The organism is Massilia sp. IC2-476 (assembly GCF_020707295.1).
GTDB lineage: Bacteria > Pseudomonadota > Gammaproteobacteria > Burkholderiales > Burkholderiaceae_D > Telluria.
Window position 1 is genome coordinate 164933 of record NZ_JAJFER010000001.1, and the last position, 17520, is coordinate 182452.

The window sequence follows — 17520 nt, forward strand, 5'->3', positions numbered from 1 at the left end:
GCTTACTTCAAGGAGACTTGCGCGAATTTCTTGCCCGGCGCCTGCTCGAGGCTGACGGCGGCGCCACGCAGGGTCGCCGTCACGGCGCCCGGATTACCGACGGTCAGCACGCCCGGTGCGGTGACGTCGAAGGTTTCGGTCGAGCCGGCCTTGACCTCGCGCCACAACAGGCGCTTGCCGCCGACGACCACGCCGATCCAGGCGTCTTCACGCACGTTCAGCACCAGCGCGTTCCCGCCTGCCGGTGCTGCAGGAGCAACAGCCGGCGCAGCCGTGACCGGTGCGGCCAGGGTAGCGGTCGGTGCCGCCGGGGTCGTTGCTGCAGGTGCGGCCGGGGTCGTGGCGGCCGGCGCAGCGCCAGGCGTCACCGCTGGCGCGACGCCCGGCGCAGTGGTCGGCGCGGCGGCGGGCGCGGTCGCGCCCTCGCCTGCCGGCGCCGGCACCGAGATCAGCGGCACCGACGGGTTCTGCAGGGTGTCGTTGGCAGCGGGTGCGGCGCCGTTCGGCGCGCTTGGCGCGACCACCGGCGATTCGAGCACTTCGCCCTCGGTCGTGCCCTGCTGCTGGCCGCCCGGGATCAGGCCGAAGTGCCAAAGTGCGAAACCGGCGGCAACCACCGCCACGGCGCCCGCGATCAGGCCGACCGGCACCTTGTTGCGCTTGCCGCCGATCGGGAAGCGGCTCTGCGAGAACGAGGCCGGACGCTGTTCGCGGCGCGGGATCGATGCGGTCGCGCCGGCCTGGGCTTCCGGCGGCATGTTCATCTCGATCTTGGCCACCAGCGGGGCGGCATCGATCTTCAGGAGCTTGGCGTAGGCGCGCACGAAGCCGCGCGTCACGGCCGGGCTCGGCAACGAAGCATAGTCGCCGGCTTCCAGCGCCACTACCTGGCGCGGCGCCAGCTTCAGCTGGTCGGCCACCTGCTCCACGCTCCAGCCCATCGCTTCGCGCTGGGACTGCAGGGTCTGGCCGGGAAGGCCGGCGTCGTTGCCCGGCGTCGCCGGCTGGTCTGCATGCTCGTTCATGGGTTCAGTCTCACTCATCAAAGGCGCCGCGCTCGAAAGCCGCGTACTCCGGCGAACCGGGGAAACGCCGCCGCAGCTGGGCGGCCAGGCTGGCTTCGTTGCTCCGGTTGCCCGTCTTGCGCTGCACACGCAAGGCCAGCCAGAGCGCGTCCGCCGGCAGCGTGTCGAGTTTCGAAGTCTCGATCAGGCGGTTAATGAAAAAACCGGCGCGCTGGTAGTCGCGCCGCTCGTAGTAGATCCGTGCCAGGCCGGCATTCGTGGCCTGCAGGTCGGGGTTGTAACGCACGGCCTCGAGCAGGTAGCGCTCGCCGGCCTGCCAATTTTTGTTGCGGATCGCGCACACGCCGGCATTCACCAGCGCGCTCACGGGCGTCTGGTAAGTGGGATTGCGCAGCGCCGCGTCGAAATACGGCATCGCCTGCGCCGGCTTGTTCAGCGCGGTGCACAGGAAGGAGCCATAGTTGTTCGACAAATCGGGACTGCCCGGCTTGAGGCGCAGGGCGGTCTGGTAGTTCTCGTCGGCCAGCTGCAGCTGGCCCATGGCGGTGTAGATCAGGGCGCGCAGACCGTAGGCTTCGGCGTTGCCGGCGTCGATTGCGATCGTTTGCTTGACCTCGTCCAGCGCTGTTTCGTACTGGCCGTTCTGGTAGTAGCCGACCGCCAGCTGCAGGCGGATCGAGGCGCGCTTTTCCGCCGCCGTCACGTCGGACGCGGTCTTCAGTTCGCCGCTGCCGCTGCCATGGCTGGCGCAGCCGGCCACCAGGGCCAGCGCGAACAGGAAGGCTGCACGACCGGCGGCGCTGCCCATCAGGAAGGAATCTCCACGATGCGTCCGAAGTCGGCGCCGAATTTCTTCTGGTACTCGGCCATCTTCTCCATGCGCTGGGCGACACGGGTGCGGTCCTGCACCTCGCCGGCCAGCTGGCCGCAGGCGGCGTCGATGTCGTCGCCGCGCGTCTTGCGCACGGTGGTGACGATGCCGGCGTCCATCAGCACCTGGGCGAAGGCCTTGATGCGCGGGTTCTTCGAACGGGTCAGGCCCGATTCCGGGAACGGGTTGAACGGGATCAGGTTGAACTTGCAGTTCACGCCGACCACCGGGTCGTTCACCAGCGCGATCAGCTCGCGGGCGTGCTCGTCGCTGTCGTTGAAGCCGTCGAGCATGCAGTATTCGAAGGTGATGAAATCGCGCGGGGCGAATTCCAGGTAGCGCTTGCACGCGGCCAGCAGTTCGCGCAGCGGGTATTTCTTGTTCAGCGGCACCAGGATGTCGCGCAGGGCGTCGTTCGACGCGTGCAGCGACACGGCCAGGGCCACCGGCACGTCCTGGGACAGCTTGTCGATGTTCGGGACCACGCCCGAGGTCGACAGGGTCACGCGGCGGCGCGACAGGCCGTAGGCGTTATCGTCCAGCATCATCTTGAGCGCGGTGACGGTCGGCTCGTAGTTGAGCAGCGGCTCGCCCATGCCCATCATGACCACGTTGGTGATCTGGCGCTCGCCCTTCGGGCCCGGCTCGATGCCCTTGGTGCGGCGCAGCTCGAACTCGGCCATCCACAGCTGGCCGATGATCTCGGCCACGGTGAGGTTGCGGTTGAAGCCCTGCTTGCCGGTCGAGCAGAAGCGGCAGTTGACGGCGCAGCCGGCCTGGGTCGAGATGCACAGCGTGCCGCGGTTTTCTTCCGGGATGAACACGGTTTCCACGGCGTTGCCATTGCCGACGTCGACCAGCCACTTGCGGGTGCCGTCCGTCGAGGTATGGTCGCTGATGATGCCCGGCGCACGGACTTCGGCGCGGGTCTTGAGTTTTTCGCGCAGCGACTTGGCCAGGTCGGTCATGTCGTCGAAGCTCGACGCACCGAACTGGTGGATCCAGCGTTGGAGCTGCTTGGCGCGGAACGGTTTCTCACCCAGCTCGGCGCAGTACGCAACGAGTTGCGCGGGATCGAAGTCCAGCAGGTTGGTGAGAGTCGTCATAACAAATTCCTTTATTTCCTGAAACCACTCGCGCCGGCCTTGGGCCGCGGGCGAGTGGTTTACTCTTTAAATTAGTCCGGGGGAGAAATCAACCGGGGCGCGCCCGGACTTGCGCTCCCCCCTACTAATTAACGCGAGTAGACGTTCAGTGCCGGGAAGAAGTAGGCGATTTCCACAGCAGCAGTTTCAGCAGCGTCCGAACCGTGGACGGCGTTGGCGTCGATCGAATCGGCGAAGTCGGCGCGGATGGTGCCGGCTTCAGCTTTCTTCGGATCGGTAGCGCCCATCAGGTCGCGGTTCTTCAGGATCGCGCCTTCGCCTTCGAGCACCTGGATCATGACCGGACCCGAGATCATGAAGTTGACCAGATCCTTGAAGAACGGACGTGCAGCGTGCACGGCGTAGAAGCCTTCGGCTTCGGCTTGCGACAGCTGGGTCATGCGGGCAGCGACGACCTTCAGGCCTGCACCTTCGAAGCGGCTATAGATTTGGCCGATCACGTTTTTTGCAACTGCGTCCGGTTTGATGATCGACAGGGTGCGTTCGATTGCCATGTAAAACTCCAATAAAAAGAAAGGTTTAATTCAAGAACTTCGTGAGCTTCTTGCAACTGATTTTTGAACTCAATCAACCTTTAATTTTACCATACATCCCTCATATAACCGATATTGCGGCACTGGCAAGCAAAGTGGTAGAGTTGCAGAGCAAAATCGTCCCGATTTCAGCTTTGCTTAAGGCACCAATAAGTCTGTCATCGTAAGTTGTCAGTGACGCTCATCCACCAACCGGAGGCACCATGTTCCCTAATTCGCAACCCCGCAGCACCATTGACCTGACCAAGGCCGGACGGGGCCAGGTCGCACGCAACAACGTCCTGCGCAACACCTACTGGCTGCTGGCGCTGTCGATGATCCCGACCGTGCTGGGCGCATTCATCGGCGTCAGCCTGCAGCTGCCGATGCTCAGCGGCTTCATGGGCTTCATCATCTTCATGGCCATCGCGTTCGGCTTCATGTACGCGATCGAGAAGACCAAGCACTCGGCACTGGGCATTGCCTTCCTGCTCGGCTTCACCTTCTTCATGGGCCTGATGCTGACCCCGCTGCTGCGCCACACCCTCGGCTACAGCAACGGCGGCACCCTGATCATGACCGCCTTCGGCGGCACCGCCTGCGTGTTCGCCGTGATGGCCAGCATCGCCACCACGACCAAGCGCGATTTCTCGGGCATGGGCAGCTGGCTGTTCGCCGGCGTCATCGTGCTCCTGCTGGCAGTCGTGGCCAACATCTTCCTGCAGATGTCCGCACTGACCATCGTGATCTCGATGCTGGCAATCGGCATCTTCTCGGCCTTCATCCTGTACGACGTGCAGCGCATCGTCAACGGCGGCGAGACCAACTACATCAGCGCCACCCTGGCGATCTACCTGGACGTGTACAACGTCTTCACCAGCCTGCTGCGCCTGCTGGGCATCGTGGGCGGCGACGACTAAATCGTCCTTGCTTCAATGACAAAGCCGACCTGCGGGTCGGCTTTTTTATTTGCTGCGGTCGGTCGCTCCGGGCTGTAGGGTGGGCGGGTTCCCCGCCCACGCGGACAAATCACGGCAATTCAGCCAATACAATCATTCACCCGGCAACTATCACCGCGTGGGCGGGAGACCCGCCCACCCTACGGTTACTTGTAAATTACGCCTCGGCCGGCACTTCGTATGCAGCAGCCGAAGCAGGCTTCTCGCCCAGCTCGAACACCGCAATCGACTCCACATGCGAGGTATGCGGGAACATATTGCACACCCCCGCCTTCTTCAGCACATAGCCGGCCTTGTGCACCAGGATGCCGGCGTCGCGCGCCAGGGTCGACGGGCTGCAGGACACGTACACGATCCGCTGCGGCATCAGTTCCTCGTGCGTCTCGCGCAGGTCGGCCAGCGCCAGCGACAGGGCCATGGCGCCGTCGCGCGGCGGGTCGACCAGCATGCGGTCGAATTTGCCCAGCGCGACCAGGTCTTCCTTCGTCACTTCGAACAGGTTGCGGGTCGAGAACGAGGTCTTGCTTGCCAGGCCATTGGCCTGGGCATTTTCCAGCGCACGGGTGGTCAGCGCGGTGCTGCCTTCGATACCCACCACTTCGCGCGCCTGGGTCGCCAGCGGCAGCGTGAAGTTGCCCAGGCCGCAGAACAGGTCGGCCACGCGCTCGCCCGGCTGCACCTCGAGCAGGCGCAGCGCCTTCGAGACCAGCACGCGGTTGATCTGGTGGTTCACCTGGGTGAAGTCGGTCGGCTTGAAGGGCATCTTGATGCCGAATTCAGGCAACGTGTAGTACAGCTCCTTGCCCAGCGGGTAGTACGGGTAGGCGGTGTCCGGGCCCTTCGGTTGCAGCCACCACTGGATGTCCCATTTGTCGGCAAAGGCTTTCGCCAGGGTTTCGTCAGCCGGGGTCAAGGGAGCCATGATGCGCAGCACCAGCACCGTGACTTCTTCGCCGATGGCGACTTCGATCTGCGGCATCTGGTTGTAGATCGACAGCTGGCCGACGAATTCGCGCAGCGGCACGATCAGGCGGGCGACGTGGTCCGGCAGGATCTCGCAGTAGGTGATGTCCGCCACATACGAGGACGCGCGCTCGTGGAAGCCCACCAGTACCCCGCCCTTCTTGGCCACGTGGCGCACCGACAGGCGCGCGCGGTAGCGGTAGTCCCAGGTCGGGCCGTACAGCGGGCGCATGATGTTCTCGGACTTCACTTTACCGAGGTGCCACAGGTCGTCTTCCAACACGCGCTGCTTCATCGCGACCTGGGCCGAAGGCTCCAGGTGCTGCATCGAGCAGCCGCCGCAGTAGCCGAAGTGCTGGCACTTCGGCTCCACGCGCATCGACGAGGCGCGCTGCAGCGTGACCATGCGGCCCGACTCCCAGTTCTTCTTCTTGCGCAGGGTTTCAAAGCTGACGCGCTCGCCCGGCAGCGCGCCTTCGACGAAGATCACCTTGCCCGGGCTGCCGTCTTCGTTCTCGAGATGGCCGACGCCGCGCGCATCTTTATCCAGGGATTTGATGTCGATGAAAGTTTCTTGCATGGTGGTAGACAAAAGGGAGTGGGCACAGGATCGACTGTGCGAGGAGTTCGCAAATAAAAAATGGGCGCATGCGGCCCGGCGCGCATGATAGCAAGGAAATGGGGTGGGCGCCACAAGGGGGGGGTTACCGTAGGGTGGGCGGATTTCCGCCCACGCGGTCGAATCACGGTGAAGCGCCCGCTCGGCTATTTCGATTTCAACTATCACTGCGTGGGCGGACAAGCCGCCCACCCTACAACAGCGAGTCGCGAACCACCCCGCGCGCCGCCATCGCCCTCTTGAGCTTCACCAGCGCCTCCTGCTGGATCTGCCGCACCCGCTCCCGCGTCACGCCCATCTCTTCGGCGAGCGTCTCCAGCGTGGCCGGATCGTCGTTGTCCAGCCCGAAGCGCCGCGTCACCACCTGGCGCTGCTTGTCGGGCAGGCGCGCCAGCCAGTCGCGCACCAGGGCGGTCATTTCGTGCTGCTCGGCGCGCAGGTCGGGGCTGGCTTCGCCGTCGTCGGGCAGCATGTCCATCAGGCTGGAGGCGGGGTCGTTGTCGAGGGGTGCGTCGAGCGAGGCGGCGTGTTCGGACAGCGCCAGGATGTCCTGCACCTCTTCCACCGGCCGGCCGACCAGGCTGGCGATGTCTTCGCAGGACGCTTCCTTGCCGTCGTGCTTCTGGGCTTCGAGGTGGTACTTGGCGCGCAGGACGCCGTTCAGCTCGCGCACCATGTGCACCGGCAGGCGCACGGTGCGCGCCTGGTTCATGATGGCGCGCTCGATACTCTGGCGGATCCACCAGGTGGCATAGGTGGAAAAGCGGAATCCCCGCTCGGGCTCGAACTTGTCGATCGCCCGCATTAGGCCGATGTTGCCCTCTTCGATCAGGTCGAGCAGCACGACGCCGCGGTTGATGTAGTGCTTGGCGATCGAGACGACCAGGCGCAGGTTATGCTCGATCATCTTCTGGCGCGCCGCGAAGTCGCCCGCCTTGGCGAGCGTCGCGACCTGGACTTCCTCGGCCGCGCTGAGCAGCGGCCGGGTGCCGATCTGGTTCAGGTAGTGCTGGGTGGTGTCGGTGGCGAGCTCGGCCTGCAAGACCTTGCGCAGCTCGTCCACCGAATCGACCTCCGGGGCACGGAGGACGTCCTCGCCGTCGGCCGCAGCCGCGCCGCCGTTTTCCGGTTCGTCCGGAAACTCGTCTGTATCCTGCGGGTCCAGCGAGTGCGGCGGCTGCGTCATACGTCCTTATCGACCGGGCAGGAACCTCGACGGATCGACGGGTTTACCCTGTTGGCGGATCTCGAAATGTAGTTTCACCGAATCGGCATCCGAATCGCCCATTTCCGCAATCATCTGGCCCTTGGCCACGTTATCGCCTTCCTTGACGACGATCTTGCGGTTGTGCGCGTATGCCGACAGCAAGCTGTTGTTGTGCTTGACGATGACGAGGTTACCATAACCCCGGATACCGCTGCCAGCGTACATTACCTTGCCGGCGCCCGCAGCAACCACCTGCTGGCCCGGACGACCGGCGATGTCGATGCCCTTGTTCCGTTCGTCGAAGGTGGCGACGACGCGGCCATCGGCCGGCCACATCCAGCTCAGCTTGTTGTCCTCGTCGTTGGCGGCAGCGGCGACTGCCGGCGCCGGCGCCGGGGCACTCGGCGCCGGAGCGGCAGCCGGGGCCGGTGCGGCAGGACGTGGAGCATCCGGACGGACGCCCGCTTCCTGCGATGCGACATTCTCGTTGTACGGCTGCTTGTCGGCGCGCGGCGTAGTCTTGCGCGGCGGCGTGGCGGCTGGCGGCGGCATCGGGACCGGCTGGGTCTGCATGTTGGCGGTGCGTTCGCCGCGTTCCGGCGCCGCCACGCGCAGGGTCTGGCCGACCTTGATGTCGTCCGGATCGCGCAGGTTGTTCCAGGCGACCAGGTCGCGGTAGTTCTGGCCATGGTCCAGTGCGATGCGCAGCAGAGTGTCGCCGCGGCGCACGGTGTACATGCCCTTCTCGTCCTTTTTCTCCGGTTCCTCGACGCGCGCAGCCGCGGCCGGGCGTGGACGCTCGACCGTCGGCAGCGTGGTGCGCTCGACGACCGGCGCCTGGCGCGTCAGGGAGTTACAGCCGGCCAGCAGGCCAAGGGCAAGAGTAAGAAGTGCAAGACGGGGCAGATGGGGTGCTTGGTTCATTGTCTTTCTGTTTTCTATTCATGTTCTGTAGCGCACCACCCCGGCGCAGCAGGGGCGGAACACGCCGGACATCCCGGCCGGGGGCCGGCCATGCCAGTCGGACCAGGCTCTTCAACGCTGGTGGAACCTGTAGCGTTGACCCGGCAGGAGTGGTACCAGGCGGCCGCGCTGCGAATTTCGCCGCGAAGCGCTGTGTTAGACGGTACCGGGACGCAACGGCACGAAGTGGCATGCTTCCAGCGTTTCGCTGGCCCACTCGCTCTTGCCGGTGCGGGTAATGCGCTCGAGGCGCTGGACCTGGCCGCCAACCGGTGCGACCAGGTGCGCGCCGATGGCCAGTTGTTCGAGCAGGGCGCGCGGCACTTCGAGCCCCGCAGCTGCCAGGATGATGCCGTCGAAGGGTGCAACCTGCGGCAAGCCTAGCATACCATCGCCGTATTGCAAACGCAGGTTGGAAATCCTCAGCGGCCGCAAGTTGGTCTTGGCCAGCTCATGCAGCGGCTTGATGCGCTCGATCGAGTACACCTCGCGCGCGACAAACGACAGCACCGCGGCCTGGTAGCCGCAGCCGGTGCCGATCTCCAGCACCCGGCCCAGCTGCGCGCCGGGCGCGATCGAGGCGCGCATCGCTTCGATCATGCGCGCCACGATGTAGGGCTGCGAAATCGTCTGGTTGTGCCCGATCGGCAGCGAGGCGTCGATGTACGCCTGGGCCGACAAGGCCGGTTCGATGAACAGGTGGCGCGGCACCGCTTCCATCGCGCCCAGCACCACGCCATCCTTGACGCCCTGCTTCGCCACGCGCGCCACCATGGCGCGCCGCACTGCTTCGGATGCCATCAGCTCGGAGCGCTGGGCCACCGGGCTTGACGGCTGGTGGGCCTGGGCGTAACCGGGCGGGCGCGGCGACGGCGCCGGGGCGGCCGGCGCGAAGCTGGCGCGCGTGCCGGTGCTGGCGGCATTGCTGGCGTTGCGGGTAGCGGTCTGCGGCGTCGCCACCGGCGCCGGCGCACCCGGCTTGCGGTTCGCGCCGCCGGTCACCGAAGACAGCGGCAAGGGGAAGGTGCTGCGCTTGTCGCTCATATGATCCCTCGCAGCAGCTCCAGTTGCGCCTTGTGGGTCAGGTCGATCTGCAGCGGCGTGATCGACACCTTGCCCTGGGCGGTGGTGTGGAAATCGGTGCCCTCGCCCGCGTCGCGGCAGGCGCCCGGCGCGCCGATCCAGTAGATCTCGCGGCCGCGTGGATCTAGCGACCGGATCACCGGCTCGGCCTGGTGACGGCGCCCGAGGCGCGAAGGCGTCAGCGGCCCGATCTGCTCGTACGGCAGGTTCGGGATGTTCACATTCAGCAGGAACGGCAGGTCGAGCTTGTCGAAGCGGCGCTCGACGATGTCGCGCGCCACCTTCGCCGCGGCGTCGACGTGGGCCCAGCCCGCATTCACCTGCGAGAAGGCGATCGCCGGAATGCCGAACAGGTAAGCCTCGGTGGCCGCCGCGACGGTGCCCGAATACAGGGTGTCGTCCCCCATGTTCTGGCCATTATTGATGCCGGATACCACCAGGTCGGGCGGCGCGTCGCCCATCGCGGTCAGCGCGATGTGCACGCAGTCGGTCGGGGTGCCATTGACGAAATGGAAACCATTTGCGGCTTTCTGGACCGTCAGCGGACGGTCGAGCGTCAACGAATTCGACGCGCCCGAGCGGTTGCTGTCGGGAGCGACCACCACGATGTCCGCGATCGCGGACAAGGCGTCGGCCAGCGCACTGATACCAGGCGCCAGGTAGCCATCGTCGTTACTGATAAGAATTCGCATGTCAGCGATTTTACCTGAAGCAACGCCCGGATCGCTCGTCGATGGCGGGATTTTTGTTTCCTGATGGCGATTTTTTTACGCCACAGATGGCCTCGGCTAGGGTCTTTAAATTGCCTCTATCGCAACATTGGCGGCCCGTCATGCCCGCTCTGGAACAGGGCTCCCTCCAGAGACGACACAAGGTTCCGATTGAAGGCCAGCGCCGCGTCCTTGTCCCCTTCCTGCAGGTAGACCTGCTCGATCATCGCGGCGGCGCGCTTGCGTAGCGGATGTGCCACAGTGCGCCACTGCACCGAGTGGTGCAGCTTGTCGGCCAGGGCCCGGGCTTCGTGCCGGCTTTCGCGGTCGATCAGGTCCTGTAGCTGGGCGAACTGGTGCTGCAGGCTGTCGAATGCCGGATGGCCGGCATCGAGCTCCGGTTCGCGCACGCGCGCCGGCGCCGCCTGGATGCTGCGTACGGCGGCCATGTCGCCCTGCGCGGCCAGGATCTCGGCCAGGGCTTCGCGCGCACGCAGGGTCGGCAGGGCAAAGGCGCCGTCGTAGCGCTCGCGGGCGCGCAGCACGCCTTCCAGCAGGCGCCGTGCATTGCCAAGCTCGCCCATCTCGCCGAGCAGCTGGGCCAGCCGCTGGGCGCAGCGCAGCGTGTCCTCGTGCTCGTTGCCCTGCAGCCGGCGGCGGCCGTCGAGCACGCGGTCGAACAGCACCCGCGCCCGCTCGTTCTCGTGCTGTTCGGACAAAGTGGCGGCCAGGGCTTCGACGCTGTCGAGTGTGGCCGGATGGGCGTCGCCCCACAGCCGCTCGCAGGTAGCCACCACCTGCTCGTGCAGCGCCAGCGCGCGTTCGCCCTCGTGCAGCCGTCCGAGCACGCTCGCCAGGCCGGAGCGTGCCGCCAGCGTGTCGGGGTGTTCCGCGCCGGCGCTGCGCGCGCAGGCCTGGGCCAGCTGCTCGTATTCGTGGCGCGCGTCGTCCAGCTGCCCGCCGGCCAGGTGCAGCGCCGCCAGCAGGCGCAGGGCTGCGCGCGTATCGGAATGGTCTTCGCCCAGCGCCAGGCGCCGCAGCGCCAGGCACTCGCCCAGCAGCTCGGACGCCTCGATATCGCGTCCCTCGTTCCGGCACAGTGCGGCGAGGCGCGCCAGGTGGCCCGCCAGCGCCACGGCCGCGCCCCTGCCCTCTTGGATGCGCGCCAGTGCGATCGCCGTGCGCAGGCGGAACTCGGGCGGCGAGTGCCACGGGAAGTGGCCCCGCGCGAACCAGGACAGCAGGCACGTTGCCGGCCGCGCCAGCGCGCCGGGTCCGGCGATGGCGGCGGCGTCGCACAGCGGCAGCTGGACTTCGTCGAACCAGCTGTCCAGGTGCAGCAGCCTGACCCCATAGGTGTCGCGCAGCAGGGCTTCAATGCGTCCCTGGTAGCCGTCCATGCCCTGGGCCGCGTCGCCGCGGCGCCAGCGCTGGCCCGGATCGCTGCGCGCGCCATCGGCGGCGCAGGCAACCGGATACACGAGCAAGGGCCGCTGTTCGTCTTCGTGGGTGCAGCGGTATTCGGTGGCGCGCCTGACCACGCCCTCGAAGCCTTCGAGGCTGCCGGGGGCCGGCGTGAACAGGCCGACCAGGCGGTCGGGAACCAGCGTGGTGCAGGCGCTCACCGCCGCCGAACGCCCGGCGCGGCTGGCCACCAGCACGTGGAGGAAGTGGCGCCCCATGCGGGCAGCGAAGCGGCGCAGCAGCGCCGGGCAGGCATCGAACAGCGCGACCCAGTCGATGCCCGCGGCGCGTTCGGCGTAGCCCTCGTCGAAGCGGCCGGCGCGCATCAGGTACAGCGGGCGGCGGCCGTCGACACGCCGCAGGTGGGCGCGCCAGTCGACCGCGTCGAGCACCATGTCGGCAAGCAGGTCGGCAGCAGGCAGGTCGGAAGCAGCGGCGCGCATGCCGCCGCGGCAGCGCCGCAGCTCCTCGCGCAGCGCCGCAACATACTCGGCCAGGCCGGGCGGATCGGCCGCCGCGTCGTCGGGGCCAGGCGGCTGTTCCAGGTAATGGTGCAGCGCAGGCGATTCGAGGTCCCAGTCGATCACCAGTACCGGCGCCCCGGCCGGGTCGGCGGCCAGCTGCAGCGCCAGCGCGGCCAGCAGGGCGTTGCGGGCGGGGCCGCCTTCGTACGCATAGAAGGTCGTCACCTTGCCGGGGCTGTCCAGCGCCGGAAGCATCGTGAGGTTCTCGTCCATGTGACTCCTCATTTTTTTGGAAACGTCAGGCTTGGCACTGCACGCCATTCGGGTGGGACATCGGGAAGCATGAATTGGTTGCAGTCATGGCCAGGCGGCGTATGCTTTTTTTGATGCTGGTAATGGGTGGCGATGCGCTTGACCATCTTGTCGATGTCGGGCAGGAACTCGGGGTTGGATTTGAGGTCGGCCGTCGCCATCGTGAAGTGGGAAAAGTCGACGTAAAAACTGTTCTCGGTAATTTCGGGAGGCAGGGATTCCGGATGCCGCGTCATGATGACGGGAATGATCAGGTGGCTCGGCAGCGGGTACCAGGCCGCGCGCTCGTGTTCGAGCTGGCGCATGGCCGCGTATTCGCGCCGTGTGTTGGCGTGGGCTTCGTACTTGGGCGTGTAGATCAGGATCATGCAGACGCTCTCGCACATCGCGCGTGCGATCTTGCGGTCGAGGTCATCGCCTCCGCCCAGCTGCTCGGTATCGATAAACAGTTCGTCTTCGTTGTCGAAGTAAGGTTCGAGGTAGCAGCGCAAGGCGTCGGCAAGGGCGGTCTTGAACCGTCGCATCAGGTCGTGCCTGCCATGTGCGTAGCTAAAGAAACACCCGTAACGGATCGCCATTGCCTGTCCCCTATTCCAATGTGCTAAGGCGGATTCCTTTGACTCTAGCTTCACCGACCTCGGCCACTTTGCGGATGCACAAGCGTGCTGGCGGACTCGGCAGCATGCCTGAAAGGTAGCGTGGAATGCACCTTCAGGCATAATGCCGCCGGTTATTCATGGACGTATTCGACGCAAAGGAGAGCAAATGAAGGCCGTACGCTGCAAGGATTGGGGTCCGATCGACAGCCTCGTGATCGAGGACCTGCCCGACCTGGTGCCCGGCAAGGGCGAAGTTGTCGTCGACGTGAAAGCGGCCGGGGTGAACTTCCCGGACGTGCTGACGGTACAGGGCAAATACCAGGTGCGGCCGGAGCTGCCCTTCACGCCCGGTAACGAATTCGCCGGCACCGTGCGCGCCGTCGGCGAGGGCGTGAGCGGCTTCGCACCGGGCCAGTCGGTGATCGGCTTCACGCGCACCGGGGCCTTTGCCGAGCAGGCGATTGCGCCGGCCGACGCGTTGATGCCGATGCCTCCTGGTATGGACTTCGACACGGCGGCCGCCATCACCCTCACCTACGGCACCTCCCACCACGCAGTGGTCGACCGCGCCGCCCTGCAGCCGGGCGAAACCATGCTGGTGCTGGGCGCGGCCGGCGGCGTCGGCCTGGCCGCGATCGAGATCGGCAAGGCCATCGGCGCGCGCGTGATCGCAGCCGCGTCCACCGACGAGAAACTGGCGATCTGCCAGGCGCACGGGGCCGATGTCGTGATCAACTACGAAAAGGAAGACCTGCGCGAAGCACTCAAGGCGGCGACCGGCGGGCGCGGCCCGGACGTCATCTACGACCCGGTCGGCGGCCCGTACAGCGAACCGGCGCTGCGCTCGATCGCCTGGCGCGGCCGGCACCTGGTGGTGGGTTTCGCCGCCGGCGAGATTCCGAAACTGCCCTGGAACCTGATGCTGCTGAAGGGCGCATCGGTGGTCGGCGTGTTCTGGGGCGACTTCGTGCGCCGCGAGCCAAAGGCCAACCTGGCGGCGATGCGGCAGATGCTGGGGTGGATGGCGGAGGGCAAGCTCAAGCCGCTGGTGTCGGGGCGCTATCCGCTGGAGGAGACGGCGCGGGCGCTGAATGACATGGCGGCGCGTAAGGTTACCGGTAAGGTGGTGATCTGCCCGTAGGGTGGGCGGGTCTCCCGCCCACGCGGTGATCGTTATCGGCTTCGATATCGCGCCGGATGATCTCGCCGCTAGCTACCGCGTGGGCGGCACAGCCGCCCACCCTACGAAATCCTTAGGCGTTCAAATCCGCCGCGTCCGCCATCGTCCCCGGCTGGAAGAACTCGATCACCTCCGACTGCACGCGGGTACGCTTGAACGGCGGCAGGCTCTGCCAGATGCGGCGCCCGTAAGGCTTGGTGATGATGCGCGGGTCGCAGATCATCAGCACGCCACGGTCCTCCACGTCGCGGATCAGGCGTCCTGCCCCCTGCTTGAGCGTGATGATCGCTTCCGGCAGCTGGTGGTGCATGAAGCCGTTCAGGCCCTGCTTTTCCATCACTTCGATGCGCGCCGCCAGCACCGGGTCGTCCGGCGGGGCGAAGGGCAGCTTGTCGATGATGACGAGCGACAGCGCGTCGCCGCGCACGTCCACGCCTTCCCAGAAGCTCTGGCTGCCCACCAGCACCGCATTGCCGGCGTTGCGGAAGGAATCGAGCAGTTCGGTACGGCCGCGCTCGCCCTGCACGAACAGCGGGAAGTCCAGCCCGCGCGCCGAGAACTCTTCGCGCAGGCGCTCGGCCACCTTGTTTACGGCGCGGATGGTCGTGCACAGGAAGAAGGTGCGACCGCCGGCCGCCTCAATCACCGGCAGGGCCATATCGACGCAGGCGTCGGTGTACTGGAAGGAATTCGGTTCCGGCAAGCCGGTCGGCACGTACAGGATGCCCTGCTCGCCGTAGTTGAACGGGCTCGGCCAGGTCATGGCGGGCTCGCCGGTCAGGCCCATCTGGTCGGAGAAATGCTTGAAGTCGTTCTTCACCGCCAGCGTCGCCGAGGTGAAGATCCAGCTGCGCGGCGTGCCTTCGCGCTGGCCCGAGAAGATCGGCGCGATCGACAGCGGTGTCTTGTGCAGCTGCAGCGAGGAATTGAAGGCCTCGACCCACAGCACGGCGGCATCGTCACCCGCGACAACCTTGCCTTTCTTGGCATCCGGCTTCCAGGCGTCGAAGGAGGCACTCAGCTCGTGCGCGCGCAGGCGGCAGGCCTCGATCGTCTCCGCGCGCGCAGAATGTTCTTCCAGCACGGTGATCATGCCGGACAGCTCTTCCTTCAGCTTCTCGAGCGCCGGGAAAAACGCCGAGGTTGGCAGGATCTGCGGCAGCGACAGCCGGGTGCCGCCTTCCGGGAAGGTCAGGCGCAGGTCGCGCGCCGCCTTTTCGACCACGGTCACGACCTTGGCCCAGTCCGGGCCGCGCGCATGCGCCAGGCCTTCGGCCAGCACGTCGCGGCACAGTTCCAGCACCTGCGAGGTCGAGACCGACTGGCCGAAGAACAGCGTCGCGGTGTCGGGCAGCTGGTGCGCTTCGTCGAAGATGATGGTGTTGGCCGAGGGCAGCAGTTCGGCCACGCCGGTATCCTTCAGCGCCACGTCGGCGAAGAACAGGTGGTGGTTGACCACCACCACATCCGCCTGCTGCGCCTCGCGGCGCGCCTTCATCACGAAACAGTCCTGGTAGTACTGGCACTCGGCGCCCATGCAGCTGTCGCGTGTGGAGGTGACGAGGTTCCAGACCGTGGCGTTTTCCGGCACCTTGGCCAGCTCGGCCTTGTCGCCCGAATTGGTCATCTTGATGAAGCGCGAGATCTCGCGCAGGTGGCCGACGTCGTCGCGCGAAGTCAGGCGGCCGTTGTTCAGGGTGCGTTCGAGGTGGAAGTGGCAGACGTAGTTCGAGCGGCCCTTGAGCAGCGCCACCGAGACCGGCGCGCGCAGGGCGGCGCGGATGGTCGGGATGTCGCGCAGGAACAATTGATCCTGCAGGTTCTTGGTACCGGTCGAGATGATGGTCTTGCCGCCCCACAGCAGCGCGGGGACCAGGTAGGCGAAGGTCTTGCCCGTGCCGGTGCCGGCCTCGGCCATGAGGACCTTCTGCTCGGCGATCGCGCCGGCGATGGCCTTGGCCATTTCGGTCTGCGACTGGCGCGGCTTGTAGGTACCCACATTGGGCGCAAGCGGGCCTCCCGCCCCGAACAGGCGGTCGAGCTCTTCGTCGTATTTACCGGCGGGACGGACGCTGGCCGGGAGGACGTCGCCCTGTGGCGGCGACCCCGCCGGCTCGGCGGCGCTGACGCCGGGAACAGGGAGATGGTCGGTCAATTGCTTGTTTCTTTAAAGCCCGGTTCAGGCCGGGATATCGGGCACCAGCTGCATCTTCAGCAGCGTAATATGATCCTTGAGCTGCAGCTTACGCTTTTTCAAACGGCGCAGCTGTAGCTGGTCGGCATGGCCATCGGCGGCCAGCATCGAAATGACGGCATCGAGGTCGCGGTGTTCCACGTCGAGTTCAATGATACGGCGCTGGATGTCCTGGACGTCGGTCATGATTGCTGTTCCAAACAGTTCTGTACAAAGCGTTTGCGGGAGCTCGGGCGATGGCGCCGGCGGCAGACGGTGCGCCGCGGGTTTACCTGGGGCGGCCGGTGTGTTCGGCTTGCAACACAACGGCTTCTCGGTGCATAGTTTAATCTACGCCGAGGTTGCCGCCAACAAAGATTGGCGCAGGCGCTACCGAAATAAAGGTTTATGACAACATACAAGATCGAAGCCGGCACCGCGCAGCACATCGGGAACCGTCCCCAGCAGAACGACCGCGTCGCCCTCCTGACCGGCGCGCGTGCGCCCGGCTACGTGCTGGCCGTGCTGTCGGACGGCATTGCCGGCGCTAGCGGCGCGGACCAGGTGCTGCACACGGCGCGCCAGGTCTTCGACGAATTCAAGCCCGGCGACCATCCCAGCCTGGAACGGATCGGCGAGCTCCTGCGCGAGATCGTCAACGAGACCCACCTGATCATCAAGATGAACGCCGTCGCCACCCAGGTCGAGGCGCACGCCAGCTTCGTCGGGCTGGTCCTGACGCCGCACGGCGAGGCGGTGTGGGCGCACGTGGGCGATTCCAGGCTGTACCGCTTCCAGGACGGCAAGTGCCTCAGCCGCAGCAATGATGCCGCCTATGTGGAGCATCTCGTATCGACCGACAAATTGCCGGAAGAAGCGGCCAAAAACCACCGCAAGTCGAAACTCCTGCTCAACGTGCTGGGCAACAGCCGCAAGGAACCCTTCGTGACCATCGGCAGCCATGTGGGGCTGGCGCCTGGGGACGGCTTCCTGCTGGCCTCGGATGGCTTGTGGCACTTCTTTACGGACGCGGAACTGGCGGCGGTCACGAGCAAGACAACGCCGCGACAGGCGTCGGAGATGCTGATCAACAAGGCGGGCGAGCGCTCCCAGGGCAAGGGTGGGAATTGCTCGATGGCGATCGTGAAGCTGGTGAAGGCGGCGCAGGAGGGAATGGCGGGCAAAGTGGGACGAGTGGTCTGAGGACCTGCGACGTCGGCTTTCACCATTAGCAGATGAGCCGTCATGCG

Annotated in this window: 16 protein-coding genes; 3 read left to right on the forward strand and 13 right to left on the reverse strand. The window is 66.0% G+C overall.

Going from position 1 to position 17520, the window contains the following annotated elements:
- Window positions 1-2: 2 nt before the first annotated feature.
- From LK539_RS00785 to ndk, 4 genes are all read right to left on the reverse strand, one after another.
- Window positions 3-1025 (reverse strand): helix-turn-helix domain-containing protein, encoded by a 1023-nt coding sequence (locus tag LK539_RS00785; protein WP_227799005.1) that lies wholly within the window; start codon window positions 1023-1025, stop codon window positions 3-5.
- 10 nt (window positions 1026-1035) lie between these two features.
- Window positions 1036-1833, reverse strand: a complete 798-nt coding sequence (gene pilW, locus LK539_RS00790; protein ID WP_227799006.1) for a type IV pilus biogenesis/stability protein PilW — start codon at window positions 1831-1833, stop codon at window positions 1036-1038.
- The gene (rlmN, locus tag LK539_RS00795) at window positions 1833-3002 is read right to left on the reverse strand and encodes a 23S rRNA (adenine(2503)-C(2))-methyltransferase RlmN (protein ID WP_227799007.1); all 1170 of its coding nucleotides are present in this window, start codon (window positions 3000-3002) and stop codon (window positions 1833-1835) included. The genes pilW and rlmN overlap by 1 nt, the downstream gene beginning before the upstream one ends.
- Window positions 3003-3130: 128 nt before the next feature.
- Complete coding sequence (gene ndk, locus LK539_RS00800; RefSeq protein WP_027867147.1) at window positions 3131-3556, reverse strand: nucleoside-diphosphate kinase; 426 nt, start codon at window positions 3554-3556, stop codon at window positions 3131-3133.
- Between the two features lie 242 nt (window positions 3557-3798).
- On the opposite strand from ndk, the gene LK539_RS00805 reads away from it, so the two are divergent.
- Window positions 3799-4494, forward strand: coding sequence for a Bax inhibitor-1/YccA family protein (locus LK539_RS00805; RefSeq protein ID WP_227799008.1), 696 nt, complete (start codon window positions 3799-3801; stop codon window positions 4492-4494).
- Window positions 4495-4690: 196 nt separating this feature from the next.
- Here the strand turns inward: LK539_RS00805 and rlmD are convergent, their stop codons facing one another.
- The 7 genes from rlmD to LK539_RS00840 form a co-directional block, all read right to left on the reverse strand.
- Window positions 4691-6076, reverse strand: a complete 1386-nt coding sequence (rlmD, locus tag LK539_RS00810) for a 23S rRNA (uracil(1939)-C(5))-methyltransferase RlmD (protein ID WP_227799009.1) — start codon at window positions 6074-6076, stop codon at window positions 4691-4693.
- Between the two features lie 232 nt (window positions 6077-6308).
- Window positions 6309-7301 (reverse strand): RNA polymerase sigma factor RpoS, encoded by a 993-nt coding sequence (rpoS, locus tag LK539_RS00815; RefSeq protein ID WP_227799010.1) that lies wholly within the window; start codon window positions 7299-7301, stop codon window positions 6309-6311.
- 6 nt (window positions 7302-7307) lie between these two features.
- The gene (locus LK539_RS00820) at window positions 7308-8246 is read right to left on the reverse strand and encodes a peptidoglycan DD-metalloendopeptidase family protein (protein WP_227799011.1); all 939 of its coding nucleotides are present in this window, start codon (window positions 8244-8246) and stop codon (window positions 7308-7310) included.
- 195 nt (window positions 8247-8441) lie between these two features.
- A complete protein-coding gene (locus LK539_RS00825; protein WP_227799012.1) occupies window positions 8442-9329 on the reverse strand; it encodes a protein-L-isoaspartate(D-aspartate) O-methyltransferase in 888 nt (295 codons plus the stop codon).
- On the reverse strand, window positions 9326-10060 hold the full coding sequence (gene surE, locus LK539_RS00830) for a 5'/3'-nucleotidase SurE (RefSeq protein ID WP_227799013.1): 735 nt from the start codon (window positions 10058-10060) through the stop codon (window positions 9326-9328). Before surE ends, LK539_RS00825 begins: the two co-directional genes overlap by 4 nt.
- A 116-nt stretch (window positions 10061-10176) precedes the next feature.
- Window positions 10177-12279 carry a tetratricopeptide repeat-containing protein gene (locus LK539_RS00835; RefSeq protein WP_227799014.1) on the reverse strand — a complete coding sequence of 701 codons (2103 nt, stop codon included), beginning with the start codon at window positions 12277-12279 and terminating at the stop codon, window positions 10177-10179.
- A gap of 8 nt (window positions 12280-12287) precedes the next feature.
- Window positions 12288-12896 (reverse strand): toll/interleukin-1 receptor domain-containing protein, encoded by a 609-nt coding sequence (locus tag LK539_RS00840; protein WP_227799015.1) that lies wholly within the window; start codon window positions 12894-12896, stop codon window positions 12288-12290.
- A gap of 187 nt (window positions 12897-13083) precedes the next feature.
- Here LK539_RS00840 and LK539_RS00845 point away from each other — a divergent pair, with 187 nt between their 5' ends.
- Window positions 13084-14058, forward strand: coding sequence for an NADPH:quinone oxidoreductase family protein (locus LK539_RS00845; RefSeq protein ID WP_227799016.1), 975 nt, complete (start codon window positions 13084-13086; stop codon window positions 14056-14058).
- A gap of 112 nt (window positions 14059-14170) precedes the next feature.
- On the opposite strand, the gene LK539_RS00850 is transcribed toward LK539_RS00845, so the two are convergent.
- Window positions 14171-16252: an ATP-dependent DNA helicase gene (locus tag LK539_RS00850; protein WP_373889503.1), complete on the reverse strand. Its 2082-nt coding sequence runs from the start codon at window positions 16250-16252 to the stop codon at window positions 14171-14173.
- A gap of 24 nt (window positions 16253-16276) precedes the next feature.
- Entirely contained in the window at window positions 16277-16477 is a 201-nt protein-coding gene (locus tag LK539_RS00855; protein WP_027867157.1) for a YdcH family protein, read from the reverse strand.
- Window positions 16478-16678: 201 nt separating this feature from the next.
- Between LK539_RS00855 and LK539_RS00860 the strand changes: the two genes are divergently transcribed.
- Window positions 16679-17473, forward strand: coding sequence for a PP2C family serine/threonine-protein phosphatase (locus tag LK539_RS00860; RefSeq protein WP_227799017.1), 795 nt, complete (start codon window positions 16679-16681; stop codon window positions 17471-17473).
- The last annotated feature ends 47 nt before the right edge of the window (window positions 17474-17520 follow it).

Coding starts and splice junctions, on each gene's coding strand:
- LK539_RS00785 (WP_227799005.1), bottom strand. CDS start 1,025: ATGAACGAGCATGCAGACCAGCCGGCGACGCCGGGCAACGACGCCGGC.
- pilW (WP_227799006.1), bottom strand. CDS start 1,833: ATGGGCAGCGCCGCCGGTCGTGCAGCCTTCCTGTTCGCGCTGGCCCTG.
- rlmN (WP_227799007.1), bottom strand. CDS start 3,002: ATGACGACTCTCACCAACCTGCTGGACTTCGATCCCGCGCAACTCGTT.
- ndk (WP_027867147.1), bottom strand. CDS start 3,556: ATGGCAATCGAACGCACCCTGTCGATCATCAAACCGGACGCAGTTGCA.
- LK539_RS00805 (WP_227799008.1), top strand. CDS start 3,799: ATGTTCCCTAATTCGCAACCCCGCAGCACCATTGACCTGACCAAGGCC.
- rlmD (WP_227799009.1), bottom strand. CDS start 6,076: ATGCAAGAAACTTTCATCGACATCAAATCCCTGGATAAAGATGCGCGC.
- rpoS (WP_227799010.1), bottom strand. CDS start 7,301: ATGACGCAGCCGCCGCACTCGCTGGACCCGCAGGATACAGACGAGTTT.
- LK539_RS00820 (WP_227799011.1), bottom strand. CDS start 8,246: ATGAACCAAGCACCCCATCTGCCCCGTCTTGCACTTCTTACTCTTGCC.
- LK539_RS00825 (WP_227799012.1), bottom strand. CDS start 9,329: ATGAGCGACAAGCGCAGCACCTTCCCCTTGCCGCTGTCTTCGGTGACC.
- surE (WP_227799013.1), bottom strand. CDS start 10,060: ATGCGAATTCTTATCAGTAACGACGATGGCTACCTGGCGCCTGGTATC.
- LK539_RS00835 (WP_227799014.1), bottom strand. CDS start 12,279: ATGGACGAGAACCTCACGATGCTTCCGGCGCTGGACAGCCCCGGCAAG.
- LK539_RS00840 (WP_227799015.1), bottom strand. CDS start 12,896: ATGGCGATCCGTTACGGGTGTTTCTTTAGCTACGCACATGGCAGGCAC.
- LK539_RS00845 (WP_227799016.1), top strand. CDS start 13,084: ATGAAGGCCGTACGCTGCAAGGATTGGGGTCCGATCGACAGCCTCGTG.
- LK539_RS00855 (WP_027867157.1), bottom strand. CDS start 16,477: ATGACCGACGTCCAGGACATCCAGCGCCGTATCATTGAACTCGACGTG.
- LK539_RS00860 (WP_227799017.1), top strand. CDS start 16,679: ATGACAACATACAAGATCGAAGCCGGCACCGCGCAGCACATCGGGAAC.